At 73.5% G+C, this 12,588-nt stretch carries 13 protein-coding genes; 6 read left to right on the forward strand and 7 right to left on the reverse strand.

Annotated elements, in window-relative coordinates; translation table 11 throughout:
* Window positions 1-34: 34 nt before the first annotated feature.
* Window positions 35-427 carry an Rv2175c family DNA-binding protein gene (locus OG989_RS29725; RefSeq protein WP_425856117.1) on the reverse strand — a complete coding sequence of 131 codons (393 nt, stop codon included), beginning with the start codon at window positions 425-427 and terminating at the stop codon, window positions 35-37.
* 164 nt (window positions 428-591) lie between these two features.
* Here OG989_RS29725 and pknB point away from each other — a divergent pair, with 164 nt between their 5' ends.
* Both pknB and OG989_RS29735 read left to right on the forward strand, forming a co-directional pair.
* On the forward strand, window positions 592-2,577 hold the full coding sequence (gene pknB / locus OG989_RS29730) for a Stk1 family PASTA domain-containing Ser/Thr kinase (protein ID WP_151456992.1): 1,986 nt from the start codon (window positions 592-594) through the stop codon (window positions 2,575-2,577).
* A 2-nt stretch (window positions 2,578-2,579) separates the two neighbouring features.
* Entirely contained in the window at window positions 2,580-3,443 is an 864-nt protein-coding gene (locus OG989_RS29735; protein WP_327029147.1) for a deoxyribonuclease IV, read from the forward strand.
* Between the two features lie 19 nt (window positions 3,444-3,462).
* On the opposite strand, the gene OG989_RS29740 is transcribed toward OG989_RS29735, so the two are convergent.
* The 4 genes from OG989_RS29740 to OG989_RS29755 form a co-directional block, all read right to left on the reverse strand.
* Window positions 3,463-4,494 (reverse strand): threonine aldolase family protein, encoded by a 1,032-nt coding sequence (locus OG989_RS29740; protein ID WP_327029148.1) that lies wholly within the window; start codon window positions 4,492-4,494, stop codon window positions 3,463-3,465.
* Window positions 4,495-4,589: 95 nt separating this feature from the next.
* Window positions 4,590-5,996, reverse strand: a complete 1,407-nt coding sequence (locus OG989_RS29745; RefSeq protein WP_151456989.1) for a class II 3-deoxy-7-phosphoheptulonate synthase — start codon at window positions 5,994-5,996, stop codon at window positions 4,590-4,592.
* Between the two features lie 87 nt (window positions 5,997-6,083).
* Window positions 6,084-6,566: a hypothetical protein gene (locus OG989_RS29750; protein ID WP_327029149.1), complete on the reverse strand. Its 483-nt coding sequence runs from the start codon at window positions 6,564-6,566 to the stop codon at window positions 6,084-6,086.
* Window positions 6,567-6,814: 248 nt separating this feature from the next.
* Window positions 6,815-8,440 carry a glycosyl hydrolase family 18 protein gene (locus OG989_RS29755; RefSeq protein ID WP_327029150.1) on the reverse strand — a complete coding sequence of 542 codons (1,626 nt, stop codon included), beginning with the start codon at window positions 8,438-8,440 and terminating at the stop codon, window positions 6,815-6,817.
* A 169-nt stretch (window positions 8,441-8,609) separates the two neighbouring features.
* Between OG989_RS29755 and OG989_RS29760 the strand changes: the two genes are divergently transcribed.
* Both OG989_RS29760 and OG989_RS29765 read left to right on the forward strand, forming a co-directional pair.
* Entirely contained in the window at window positions 8,610-9,104 is a 495-nt protein-coding gene (locus tag OG989_RS29760) for a glutathione peroxidase (protein ID WP_327029151.1), read from the forward strand.
* Between the two features lie 78 nt (window positions 9,105-9,182).
* Entirely contained in the window at window positions 9,183-9,614 is a 432-nt protein-coding gene (locus OG989_RS29765; RefSeq protein ID WP_327029152.1) for a hypothetical protein, read from the forward strand.
* A gap of 7 nt (window positions 9,615-9,621) precedes the next feature.
* Here OG989_RS29765 and OG989_RS29770 read toward each other — a convergent pair whose 3' ends face one another.
* Complete coding sequence (locus tag OG989_RS29770; RefSeq protein ID WP_327029153.1) at window positions 9,622-10,062, reverse strand: DUF4259 domain-containing protein; 441 nt, start codon at window positions 10,060-10,062, stop codon at window positions 9,622-9,624.
* A gap of 75 nt (window positions 10,063-10,137) precedes the next feature.
* On the opposite strand from OG989_RS29770, the gene OG989_RS29775 reads away from it, so the two are divergent.
* Together OG989_RS29775 and OG989_RS29780 are read left to right on the forward strand one after the other, a co-directional pair.
* Window positions 10,138-10,962 carry an NADPH-dependent F420 reductase gene (locus OG989_RS29775; protein ID WP_327031261.1) on the forward strand — a complete coding sequence of 275 codons (825 nt, stop codon included), beginning with the start codon at window positions 10,138-10,140 and terminating at the stop codon, window positions 10,960-10,962.
* A gap of 101 nt (window positions 10,963-11,063) precedes the next feature.
* Window positions 11,064-12,011 (forward strand): threonine ammonia-lyase, encoded by a 948-nt coding sequence (locus OG989_RS29780; RefSeq protein ID WP_327029154.1) that lies wholly within the window; start codon window positions 11,064-11,066, stop codon window positions 12,009-12,011.
* Window positions 12,012-12,084: 73 nt separating this feature from the next.
* On the opposite strand, the gene OG989_RS29785 is transcribed toward OG989_RS29780, so the two are convergent.
* Window positions 12,085-12,435: a DUF2203 domain-containing protein gene (locus OG989_RS29785; protein WP_327029155.1), complete on the reverse strand. Its 351-nt coding sequence runs from the start codon at window positions 12,433-12,435 to the stop codon at window positions 12,085-12,087.
* Window positions 12,436-12,588 lie beyond the last annotated feature (153 nt).

A 12,588-nucleotide genomic window follows, 5' to 3' on the forward strand; every position in this document is an offset into this window, starting at 1 on the left:
GCCCACCCGCGCGGGGGCGAGGGGCAGGGGCGGGTCAGAAGCCCAGGGCCTGGGCCCGGCGCTTCACCTCGCGGGCCTGGTCGCCTGCGAGCGCCTTCGCGGGGTTGCCGCCCGGCAGGGTGTCGTCCGGCTCGTAGAGCCAGCGCAGCGCACCCTCGTCGTCGTAGCCCCCGTCGGCCAGCAGGTTGAGCACGCCGGGCAGGTGCTTCAGCACCGTCTGGTTGGCCACCAGGTCGGCCGGAATCCGGCGGACGCCGTCGCGGCGTACCGCGATCAGCTCCCGGTCCCGGATCATCTGGTGGACCTTGCTGATCGACACGTCGAGGCGCTCGGCCACGTCCGGCAGGGTCAGCCAGTCGGCGGCATCGGCGGGGCCGGCGGATTCGGGGCCGGGCACGGCCCGGTCGGCGGGTACTGAGTCGGTCACCGGACCACCCTGCCATGTCCCGCCCGATCGGGGTCAACGGCACCCCCACGAGCCGGCTGAGCAGGGCCGGCGGGGGAAGCGAGCGCGGCGGGGCAGTCCTGGTCGCACCCCATCTGTAGCATCCTGTTCAACCTTCACCCCCTGGACACATAGACTCCCTGCCGATGGACACACAGGTCGCCGACACGTTGCTGGGCTCGCTGATCGACGGGCGCTACCGCATCCGCGGTCGCGTGGCCCGTGGCGGCATGGCGACCGTGTACACCGCCACCGACGAACGCCTCGAGCGCACCGTCGCACTCAAGATCATTCACCCGTCCCAGGCCCCGGAACCAGGGGCGCGGACGGCGGGCTTCGTGGAGCGGTTCACCGACGAGGCGAAGACCATCGCCCGGCTGACCCACCCCAACGTCGTCGCCGTCTACGACCAGGGCAAACACTCGGGCCTGCCCTACCTCGTGATGGAGTACGTCCGCGGTCGCACCCTGCGCGACGTGCTCGCCGAGCGGCGTCGGCTCAACCCCGACGAGGCGCTGGCCATCGCCGAGCAGATGCTCGCCGCGATCGCCGCCGCGCACCGGGCGGGGCTGGTGCACCGCGACGTGAAGCCGGAGAACGTGCTGGTCGCCGAGGCCCCCACCGGCGGCGCGGCCAACCTGGTCGACAGCGTCGTCAAGGTCGCCGACTTCGGGCTGGCCCAGGCGGTCGAGGCGAGCGCCGACGACGAGAACGGCAACCAGTTGATGGCCACGGTCGCGTACGTGGCCCCGGAGCTGGTCACCGACGGGCACGCCGACCCCCGCACCGACGTCTACTCCGCCGGCATCGTGCTGTTCGAGATGCTCACCGGTCGGGTGCCCTACGACGGGGACCGTCCGGTCGACGTCGCCTGGCAGCACGTCGACAACGACGTCCCGACGCCGTCGACCCTGGTGCCCGGCCTGCCCAGGGCGCTCGACGAACTGGTCGCCCGGGCCACCCGGCGTGATCCGGGCGCCCGGCCGACGGACGCCGGCGCGTTGCTGGCCGAGGTGCAGGCGGTCCGGGACGACCTGGGCGACGCGAACACGCGTACCGCCGTGTTGCGCCGGGTGTCCGACGAGCCGATGGCCGGGCCGACCATGATGGTCGCGGCGGTCCAGCCGGCCCAGCGGCCCGCCTGGGCCCGGCTGCCCGAGGGCGCCGCCCCCCGGGCGGGCCGTCGCCGGGCCGAGCCCGACGAGGACGAGGGCCTGTGGTCGCGGCTGTCCGCGCTGCGCGCCCGGGTGATGGGCGACCCGCGCGGCCGCAGGGCGGTCATCGCCGCCGCGGTGGTGCTGGTCCTGCTGGTCGCCGGCGGCGGCTGGTGGCTGGCGGCCGGACGCTACACGGAGGCCCCGCAGCTGGTGGCGATGACCAAGGCCGACGCGGAGGCGCAGGCCGCCCGCGTCGGGGTCGTCCTCAGCTACGCCGATCCGCGCTACGACGAGAAGGTCCCGAAGGACGCCGTCCTGGCGCAGGACCCGGCCTCGGCCACCCGGATCGTCAAGGGCGGCACGATCACGCTGACCCTCTCGCTGGGGCCGGAGCGCTTCCCGGTGCCCGACGTGGTGGGCAAGGAATTCGAGCTCGCCGAGGCGGACCTGCTCGACGCGAAGCTGGTGGTGGCGAAGGGCACCGCCCGCTACGACGACAACCTGCCCGCGGGCGTCGTGTTGGAGACCAACCCGAAGGTCGGCGCCGAGGTGAAGCCGGGCGACAAGATCACGGTCGTCCTCAGCAAGGGCAAGGCCCCGATCTCCGTGCCCAACCTGGTCGGCAAGAGCCTGGGTGAGGCCAAGACGATCCTCGCCCAGCTGGGCCTGGAGCTGGTGGAGCCCACCTACAAGGACTCCGACAAGCCCAGGGACGAGATCCTCGGGCAGAGCCCGGCCGACGGCACCGGGGTGGAGCGGGGAGCGAAGGTCAAGCTGGAACTCAGCAAGGGCCCGCCGCTGGTCGCCGTGCCCCGGGTCATCGACCTGCCCTGCCAGCAGGCCAAGCAGCTCCTGGAGAGCCAGGGCTTCCCGGTGGCGATCCAGTTCAACCCGAACGGCATCACCCGGTTCCAGAACCCGCCGGAGAACACGCAGGTGCCGCCGGCCACCCCGGTCACCCTCGGATGCATGTAGCGATGCCGGCACCGCAGCGGCTGGTCGGCTCGCACACGCCCACCTCCGGCGGCCTGGCGAGGGCCGCCCTGCCGTACGCCGACGCGGCCGGCTCGCGGGTCGTGCAGGTCTACGTGTCCAACTCGCGGGGCTGGGCGCTGCCGCCCGGCGACCCGGCCCAGGACGTGGCGTTCCGCGACGGCTGCGGCGAGCGGGGCGTGCCCGTCTTCATCCACGCGTCCCTGCTGGTCAACCTCGGCTCCCCCACCGCCAACACGGTCGAGCGGTCGGCGGAGACGCTCGCCCACGCGCTGCGCCGGGGCCGGGCGATCGGCGCCGAGGGCGTGGTCTTCCACGCCGGCAGCGCGGTCGACGAGGGGTACGCCGAGGCCGCCATGCGGCAGGTACGCGAGACGCTGCTGCCGCTGCTCGACGAGGCGGCGGCAGCGGACGGCCCGCGGCTGCTGGTCGAGCCGAGCGCGGGCGGCGGTCGCTCGCTCGCCTCGCGGGTGGAGCAGCTCGGGCCCTACCTCGACGCGGTGGAGCGGCACCCCTGGCTCGGGGTCTGCTTCGACACGTGCCACGCCTGGGCCGCGGGGCACGATCTGGCCGCCGAGGGCGGCATGACCGCGACGCTGGACACGCTCGTGGCGACGGTCGGGGCCGACCGGCTTCGGCTGGTGCACGCGAACGACTCGAAGGACCTCTGCGGTTCCACCCGGGACCGGCACGAGAACATCGGCAAGGGCACCATCGGCGAGCCGGCGTTCGCCGAGCTGATGGCGCATCCGGCCACCGCTGGCGTCCCGGTCGTGGTGGAGACGCCGACGGAGAAGCACGTCGGCCACGCCGCCGACATCGCCATCCTCAGGCGTCTGCACCCCTGACGCGGGGCCGGCGGGGCGGTCAGCCCCGCAGGACGCGGGTGAGGACCTCGACGGCGCGCTCGATGCCGGCGTCGTCGACGTCCAGGTGGGTGACCAGGCGGGCGGTGCGGGGGCCGAGCACCGAGACCAGGACGCCCTCGGCGCGGGCGGCGGCGGCCAGGGCGTGCGCGTCCAGCGGCGCCTTGGTCAGGTCCAGCGGCACCAGGTTGGTCCGGACGGTCGTGGCCAGCACCCCGAACGGGGCGATCGCCTCGGCGAGCCGGGCCGCCTTCGCGTGGTCGGCGGCGAGCCGGTCGACGTGGTGGGCCAGCGCGTACCGGCCGGCGGCGGCCAGGATGCCGGCCTGCCGCATCCCGCCGCCCATCCGCTTGCGGATCACCCGGGCTCGCGCGATCTTGTCGGCGCTGCCGACGACCAGCGAGCCGACCGGCGCGCCGAGCCCCTTGGAGAGGCAGACCGACAGGGTGTCGAAGAGGGCGCCGTACCCGGCCAGCGGCACACCGTCGGCGACGTGCGCGTGCCAGATCCGGGCCCCGTCGCAGTGCAGGGCCACGCCCGCGTCGTCGGCGACCCGGCGCAGCTCGCGCAGGGTGGCCAGCGGGATCACCCCGCCGCCGCCCCGGTTGTGGGTCTGCTCGACGGCGATCGCCCGGGTGGGGACCGCGTGGTAGCCCTCGGGACGGACCATCGCGGCGACGACGCCCGGGTCGATGTCCGCGCCCACCGGTGACCAGGTCCGCGAGGAGATGCCGCCGTACGCCGCAGCGGCCCCGATCTCGTACGTCACCACGTGCGCGTCGGCGTCGCAGAGCAGCTCGTCGCCCGGCGGCACCACCAGTTGCAGGGCGATCTGGTTGGCCATCGACCCGCTCGGGGCGAACAGCGCCGCCTCGTGCCCGAACAGCGCGGCGACCTCGGCCTCCAGCGCGTTGACGGTCGGGTCCTCGCCGTAGACGTCGTCGCCGACGTCGGCGGTGGCCATCGCCTCCCGCATCCCCGGCGTGGGCCGGGTCACGGTGTCCGAACGAAGATCGACGAATACGTCAGCCACTGTCATCCTTTCGGCTGCCGACTGCGGGGCTCACAAGCTCACTCCTCGCGTCAGCCACTGTCATCCCTCCGGCTGCCGGCTGAGGGGCTCGCACGTCAGCCACGGAGCATCTCCGCCACGAGGAAGGCCAGCTCCAGCGACTGCTGGGTGTTCAGTCGCGGGTCGCAGGCGGTCTCGTAGCGGCCGGGCAGGTCGAGGTCCTCGATGCCCTGGGCGCCGCCCAGGCACTCGGTGACGTCCTCGCCGGTCAGCTCCACGTGCAGCCCGCCCGGGTGGGTCTCCAGGCCCCGGTGCACCTCGAAGTAGCCGAGCACCTCGTCCACGATGCGGTCGAAGTGCCGGGTCTTGTAGCCGTTGGACGACTCGTGCGTGTTGCCGTGCATCGGGTCGCACTGCCAGACCACCTTGGCGCCAGCGGCGGTCACCTTCGCCACGATCGGCGGCAGGGCGTCGCGGACCCGGTGGTTGCCCATCCGGCTGATCAGGGTGAGCCGGCCGGGGACGTTCTCCGGGTTGAGCTTCTCGCAGAGCTCGATGGCCTCGTCCGGGGTCGTCGTCGGGCCGAGCTTCACGCCGATCGGGTTGGCGATGCGGGAGATGAAGTCGATGTGCGCCCCGTCGATCTGCCGGGTGCGCTCGCCGATCCACAGGAAGTGCCCGGACAGCCCGTACGCCCGGCGGTCGGAGACCCGGGTCAGCGCCCGGTCGTACTCCAGGGCGAGGGCCTCGTGCGAGCAGTAGAGGGTGACGGTGCGCAGCGCCTCGTCGTCGGTCATCCCGCAGGCCCGGATGAAGGCCAGCGCCCGGTCGATCTCGCGGGCGATCGCCTCGTAGCGCTCGCCGGCCGGGGAGTTCTTGACGAAGCCCTTGTTCCAGTCGTGCACGGCGTGCAGGTCGGCCAGCCCGCCGGCCAGGTACGCGCGAAGCATGTTCATCGCGGCGGCCGAGTTCGCGTACGCCCGGATCATGCGCTGCGGGTCGGCGGCCCGTGCCTCCGGCGTCGCCTCCAGCGAGTTGATCATGTCGCCGCGGTAGGCGGGCAGCCCGCGCGCGTCGGTCGGCAGCGACCGGGGCTTGGTGTACTGCCCGGCGACCCGGGCCACCTTGACCACCGGCAGCGAGGCGCCGTAGGTGAGCACAATCGCCATCTGGAGCAGAGTGCGGGCGTTGGCCAGCAGGTGGCTCTCGGTGTTGTCGACGAAGGTCTCCGCGCAGTCGCCGCCCTGGAGCAGGAAGGCCTTGCCCTCGCACACCAGCGCCAGCCGCTGCCGCAGTTGGTCGACCTCGTAGGGCGCCACCACCGAGGGCACCGTGTCGAGCACCTTGCAGACCTCGGCGACCTCCGCCGGATCCGGCCACGGCGGGATCTGTGTGCGCGGCAGCTCCCGCCAGCGGTCGAGGCCGAGGGCCGCGTCCTCGGCGGAGTCGACGGTCGGACGGCTGGTCTGCAGCCCAGGGCTGCCCACCGCGGGATGGCTCAGCTGATGCCACTCATGGCGCATGACAGAAAGCGTACGGCGAGCGGCCCGGCGACCGACCGGCGAGGGGGATGGTTCCGGCAGGTGAGAGCGGGCTCACCGGGAGACGGGTCAGGGGGTGGCGGCGGGGGCCGGGGTGTTGCCGCCCGGCGCCTCGGCGGCGATGCACCAGTCGGCGCCGTCGCGGGTGACCGTGAACAGCAGCGGCCGGGTGAGTGTGCGGGAGCCGGCGGCGACCGAGATCGACGTGCTCACCTCCTGGCCCCGGGGCCCGGAACGGATGTCGGTGATCTCGGCCTGCGGCACCGTGAAGTGGTCGGCGAAGTCGCCGTTGGGGCCGGTCGCCGCGGCGTCGAAGCTCTCCTGGAGGGCGGCGCAGAGCTGGCTGCGCCCGGCCGCGACGTCCTTGGCGGTCATCGCGTCGAGGTAGGCCTGCACCCGCTCCCGCGACTTCGTGGTGGCCTCCTCGGCCGGGGCCCGCCCAGGCTTGGTCGCCGGATCCTCCTCCTCGCCGATACCGCAGCCGAGCAGGACGAGGGGAAGGGTCCCGAGCAGCACGGCGCCCGCCGCGAGCCTCCCGCGCGTCGCGCGCATCGCCACCTCCGTCGCCGTGGACATCGAGCCCGTTGAGCGGCGAGTCTGTCACATCGACGCACGTGCCCGGACGCCGCCGCGCCCGAACCGCCCGGTCACCGGCACGCGACGTGCCCGTCACCGAACGCCACCGGACGCCCGGCCGGGCCGACGCGGGACACTCCCCCGCGTCGGCCCGGACACAGCGGGCGGGGAGGGACCGGTGCGTGGTCCCTCCCCGCCGTGTGGGTGGTGCGTCGGCCCTCGGCTCAGCCGAGACCGCCCTTGATGGCGCCGATCAGCTCGCCGTTGCCGGTGTCACCGGAGAGCTCCCAGAAGAACGCGCCACCGAGGCCCTGGTTCTTCGCGTACGTCATCTTGCCGTTGATCGTGGAGGGGGTGTCGTAGCTCCACCAGTTGCTGCCGCACTTGGCGTACGCCGTGCCGGCGACGGTGCCGTTGGCCGGGCAGGTGTTCTTGAGGACCTTGTAGTCCTCGATGCCCTGCTCGTAGGTGCCCGGGGCGGGGCCGGTGGCGGTGCCACCCGGGGCAGCCTGGGTCACCCCGGTCCAGCCCCGGCCGTAGAAGCCGATGCCGAGCAGCAGCTTGTCCGACGGGATGCCCTTGCTCTTGAGCTTCTGGATCGCCGCGTCCGACCAGAAGCCCTGCTGCGGGATGCCGGCGTACGAGGTGAGCGGGGAGTGCGGGGCGGTGGGGCCCTGCGCGTTGAAGGCGCCGAAGTAGTCGTACGTCATCGGCATGATCCAGTTGAGGTGCGTCGCGGCGCCGGCGTAGTCGGTGGCGTCGATCTTGCCACCGTTGCTGCCGTCCGCCGTGATCGCGGCGGTGACCAGCGCGGACGAGCCGAACTTCGACCGCAGCGCGCTGACCACGTTCTTGAAGGCGTTCGGGCCGCTGCTGTCGCAGGTGAGCCCGCAGGCGTTCGGGTACTCCCAGTCGACGTCGATGCCGTCGAAGACGTCCGCCCAGCGCGGGTCCTCGACCAGGTTGTGGCAGCTCTCGGCGAACGCGGCCGGGTTCTGCGCGGCCTGGGTGAAGCCGCCCGACCAGGTCCAACCACCGAAGGACCAGATCACCTTCAGGTTCGGGTACATCTTCTTGAGCTTGCGCAGCTGGTTGAAGCTGCCGCGCAGCGGCTGGTCCCAGGTGTCTGCGACGCCGTCGACGCTGTCCGCCGCGGTGTAGGCCTTCTCGTAGTCGGCGTAGCTGTCACCGATGGTGCAGCGGCCACCGGTGGTGTTGCCGAAGGCGTACAGGATGTGGGTCAGCTTGGCGGCCGAGCCGCTCGTGTGGATGTTCTTCACGTGGTAGTTGCGGGCGTAGACGCCCCACTGCGCGAAGTAGCCGACGACCTTCTTGCCGCCCGGGCCCGGCGGCGGGGTGGTCGGCGGAGGCGTGGTCGGCGGCGGGGTGGTGGGCGGCGCCGTGGTCGGCGGGGTGGTGGTCGGCGGCGCGGTGGTGGGGGGCGGGGTCCCGCCGCCGCACGCCGCGCCGTTGATCGTGCAGTTCAGCGGCGCCTTGTACGCGCCGGTGCCGTTGTAGCCCCAGCTGAACGAGGCACCCGCCGCGATCGGGCCGGCCCAGCTCTTCTTGACCGCGACGTAGTGGTTGCCGGTGCGCGTGACGTCGGCGTCCCAGGAACTGCTGATGCTGGTGCCCGACGGCAGGTCGAACTCGATGCGCCAGGTGCTCACCGGGGCGCTCGTCCCGTTGGTGACGGTCACCCGCGTCTCGTGACCGGTCCCCCAGTCCTGCGCCTTGGCGAAGCCGGCGGTCACGCTGCCGGCGCCGAACGCACTGGCCATCGGGACCGTGGCGGCGGTCACCGCCATCACGGCGCCGACCCAGAGGGCCCGGCGGAGCGATCTCTTCATGCGGCGTCTCCCTAAACAGTTAGGAAACTTTCCAGATTGTTGGTGAGACGCTACTCACGCCATCATCCATTCGTCAAGATGTCGATGTATCGATTTACTTTGGGAGCGCGACCAGCCCTCCGGCCGCTCCCCCGGGCGACGGCCCGGCGACGGCGCGTAGCCTCGACCCATGACCGTCTTCGACACCCGGATCGACGCCCTGGCCGGAGGTCCGGCCGACCTCGCGCGGTACCGCGGACGCGCCCTGCTGGTGGTCAACGTCGCCTCCCGCTGCGGCCTCACCCCGCAGTACGCCGGCCTCCAGGAGCTGCACGACGAGTACGCCGACCGCGGCCTGGTGGTGCTCGGCGTGCCCTGCAACCAGTTCGCCGGCCAGGAGCCGGGCACCGCCGCCGAGATCAGCGACTTCTGCCAGGTCAACTACGGGGTGACCTTCCCGCTGACCGAGAAGGTCGACGTGAACGGCCCCGGCCGCCACCCGCTCTACGCGGCGCTGGTCGACACGGCCGACGCGGAGGGCCACGCCGGCGACGTGCGGTGGAACTTCGAGAAGTTCCTCGTCGCCCCGGACGGCACGGTGGCGGCCCGGTTCGCGCCCACCGTCGAGCCCGGCTCGGCGGACCTGCGCGCCGCGATCGAGAAGGTGCTGCCCCCGGCGGTCTGAGGGCACCCGCCTCGGCCGTGCCACTGTGTGCCGAACGGACTACGATCGGCGACACCTGGTCCGAGTGGAGGGGGCGGGATGTTCTTCGCGGTGCAGCCGGCGCTCACACCGGGCCAGGTCCCGCCCGAGCACCACGTCAGCATCCAGCGTCCGCTCGACGCCGGTCGGGTGGTGCTCGACGCCGCCGTGCCCGACGACGTGCTGCGCGACCACAGCCGCCTGCGCCACGTCCCGCCGGCTCACGAGCACCTCGACGGCTCGGGACGGCACCGCTTCACGTTGGAGCACCTGCTCGGTCGGGTCGGCGGCGCGACGTCCTACATCCGCATGTCGCCCGAGGACCTGCCGCCGTTCGTCTGGGCACTCTTCGCGGCGGCCAGGCCGGTGGTGTTCGTCTGGACCGACCCGACGACCGGCGTACGCGTCGAACGGGTGGTGGCGGCGGTCCGGCGCGACGGCGATCCGGGTGGTCGGTCGGGGCGCACTCCGCCCGGCCCCCGCCGGCCGTGACCTCGCCTCAACCCTCGACGACGACGGACCCGGTCGGATTGGCCAGCGCGGCCCGGATCGGGGCGAGCGCGGCGGCGAACTCGTCGAGCTCCCCGGCCTCGTCCCAGAGCTCGGCCAGCTCGGACCCGTCGGCGAGCACCCGGTCCAGCGCCCGCAGGGCCAGCGCCGGCAGCTCCGCGGAGAGCGTGAGGCGCCCGCCGGCGGTGAGGAAGTCCGGCGCGTACGCCGAGTCGACCGACGGGCCGCCGGGGAGGTGCGCGGCGACCACCGCCGACGCCGCGACCGCCTTGGCGCCGGGCCACGAGTCCAGGAAGTCGCCCTCCCCCGCCGCCTCGCGCAGCGCCTGCTCGACCAGCAGGGGCCGTCGCTCCGGCGACGCCTCGTCGAGGCCGCCGCACCAGTCCGCAGCCACGTCGTTGTCGAACGGTCCCGCCGCCCACGCACCCATCGCACTCCCCAATCCGTGTTCGCAAGTGGAGGCAGGCTAGCCGCCAGGGCCGACACCGTTCCCGCCGCGACGGCGATGCGGGCCGCCCGGCGGGCGTTGTCCCGAAGCCGGCCCCCCGCGCCCGGGCCGGCAGTACGTTGGGCGGGCGGCGCACCGGACACCAGACGGAATTGTCGACCACACCGGTGGGGAATACCGTCGCCGCGAACGAGGTTGGGAAGCGACATGACAACTGTGGGACTGATCGGCAGTGGACACATCGGCAGCACGGTGGCGCGGCTGGCGGTGGCCGCCGGCTACGACGTGGTGCTGAGCAACTCGCGCGGCCCGGAGACCCTGAAGGATCTCGTCGAGGAGCTGGGCCCGCGCGCCCGGGCGGCCACGGCCGGCGAGGCCGCGGAGGCCGGCGACCTGGTGGTCGTCACCATTCCGCTGAAGGCGTACCGGGACGTGCCGGTCGAGCCGCTGGCCGGCAAGCTCGTGCTGGACACCAACAACTACTACCCGGAGCGGGACGGCCGGTTCCCCGAGCTCGACTCGGGCTCCACCACCAGCAGCGAACTGCTCCAGCGGCACCTGCCGCAGTCGCGGGTGGTCAAGGTGTTCAACAACATCTTCTTCAAGCACCTGCACGCGCTGGCCCGGCCGGCCGGCGCCGACGACCGCAGCGCGCTGCCCGTCGCCGGCGACGACGCGGGCGCGAAGGCGGAGGCCACCGCCTTCCTCGACCGGATCGGCTACGACGCCGTGGACGCCGGCGCCCTCGCCGAGAGCTGGCGCTACCAGCCGGACACCCCCGCCTACGGGACCATCTACTCGGCCGACCCGGCGGACTGGGAGCGCGAGGCGCCGGCCGACGCCGCCAGGGTGCGGGCCGCGCTGACCGAAGCCACCCGCTGAGCGGTCGCGCCACCGCCCCGCCGGTCGCACCGTTCGATCGGGTCCTGCGTCGCCGTCACCACGGGCGGTGCGACCGGCCGGGGCCGGGCTAGGCTGCGACCGTGCAGCTCACCACCGTGGACGACATCATCACGGCCGAGAGGCGCATCGAGGGGCGGGTCGCCCGCACGCCGCTGCTGCCCTGCCCCCGCCTCGGCGACCCGCTCCGGCTCGACCTCGCGGTCAAGGCGGAGAACCTCCAGCACACCGGCAGCTTCAAGGTGCGGGGCGCGCTGAACGCGCTGCTCGCCCACGTCGAACGGGAGGGGGCGCCCGCCGGGCTGACCGCCTTCTCCGCCGGCAACCACGCGGCGGCCGTGGCCTTCGCCGGTCGCGCCTTCGGCCTGCCGACGGTCGTCTGCATGCCACCGCACGCGGTGCCGACCAAGATCGAGGCGGTCCGGCGGTACGGCGGGGAGGTCGTCCTCACCGACGACCTGCTGGGCACCTGCCAGGCCCTCGCGGCGGAGCGCGGCTACCACCTCCTGCACCCGTTCGACGAGCCGGACGTCATCGCCGGCCAGGCCACCGTCGGCAGGGAGATCCTGGCCGACGGCCCGCCGCCGGAGCTGGTCCTCGTCCCGATGGGCGGCGGCGGGCTGATCAGCGGGGTGGCGTCGGCGGTCCGGGCGGCCGTCCCCACCGCCCGAATCGTCGGGATCGAGCCGGCCACCGCCAACGCGGTCGGCCACGCGCTGCGCACGGACGGCGACGCCCTCGCGGTACGGCCGACGTCGATCGCCGACGGGCTGGCGGCGCCGTTCGCCGGGCGGCACACCCTGGCGCACGTCCGCGCGCTCGTGGACGAGGTGGTCGAGGTGTCCGAGGAGGACATCCGGGCCGCCTGGTGGGAGCTGCTGGACGCGACGAAGCTCCTGGTCGAGCCGTCCGCCGCCGTCACCCTCGCCGTGCTGCGGGCTGGCCTGGTCGACGCCGCGCCGGGCACCCGTACCGTGCTCGTCATCAGCGGCGGGAACGTCTCCCCGGCCATGCTCGCGTCCCTGGCCTGAGCGCCACCGGCGCGGGGCGACGGGCGCCCGGCCCGCGCCACCGACCCGGGCGGGGCGACCCCGCCGCGGCGGATCAGACCGGGCGGCGGCCGGCGAAGCCGCACTCCACCCGGTGGTACCAACGCACGTCGGTGTCCCCCTCCAGCCAGCACCAGAGCACCTGCCGGCCGCCGCGCTCGCCGGGGAAGTCGAGCAGCACCGGCGCGATGCCCTTGACCTGGATGTCGTGGGAGTGCAGCTCCTCGACGAGGGCGTGCAGCCGCGCCTCCAGCCCCTTGACCTCGGCGAGCCCGCCGAGGGGGCTGGCGCCCCGGTCGGCCAGGTCGACGCGCAGCTCGGCCAGGTCGGCCCGCAGCCGGATCAGCTCATCGACGCGCGGGCGCAGGGTGGCGATCAGGTGGCGGGACTGGGCGAGGGTGAACACCGGGCCAGTATGGAGCACCGTCCGACCGGTGGGTCCGCACCACGCGCCGCAGGATCGCGGTTCAGAAAGCGCCGCCGGCCGGCCCCGTCCACCCCGGCTTTGTAGCTAACCTTCCTTGACGGGGCATCAACGTGTAGCTAAGTTTCGACCAAA

The organism is Micromonospora sp. NBC_01740 (assembly GCF_035920365.1).
In the GTDB taxonomy this organism is placed as follows: domain Bacteria; phylum Actinomycetota; class Actinomycetes; order Mycobacteriales; family Micromonosporaceae; genus Micromonospora; species Micromonospora reichwaldensis.

Coding starts and splice junctions, on each gene's coding strand:
- OG989_RS29760 (WP_327029151.1), top strand. CDS start 8,610: ATGACCGTCTTCGACACCCGGATCGACGCCCTGGCCGGAGGTCCGGCC.
- OG989_RS29735 (WP_327029147.1), top strand. CDS start 2,580: ATGCCGGCACCGCAGCGGCTGGTCGGCTCGCACACGCCCACCTCCGGC.
- OG989_RS29755 (WP_327029150.1), bottom strand. CDS start 8,440: ATGAAGAGATCGCTCCGCCGGGCCCTCTGGGTCGGCGCCGTGATGGCG.
- OG989_RS29750 (WP_327029149.1), bottom strand. CDS start 6,566: ATGCGCGCGACGCGCGGGAGGCTCGCGGCGGGCGCCGTGCTGCTCGGG.
- OG989_RS29770 (WP_327029153.1), bottom strand. CDS start 10,062: ATGGGTGCGTGGGCGGCGGGACCGTTCGACAACGACGTGGCTGCGGAC.
- OG989_RS29775 (WP_327031261.1), top strand. CDS start 10,138: ATGCGGGCCGCCCGGCGGGCGTTGTCCCGAAGCCGGCCCCCCGCGCCC.
- pknB (WP_151456992.1), top strand. CDS start 592: ATGGACACACAGGTCGCCGACACGTTGCTGGGCTCGCTGATCGACGGG.
- OG989_RS29765 (WP_327029152.1), top strand. CDS start 9,183: ATGTTCTTCGCGGTGCAGCCGGCGCTCACACCGGGCCAGGTCCCGCCC.
- OG989_RS29745 (WP_151456989.1), bottom strand. CDS start 5,996: ATGCGCCATGAGTGGCATCAGCTGAGCCATCCCGCGGTGGGCAGCCCT.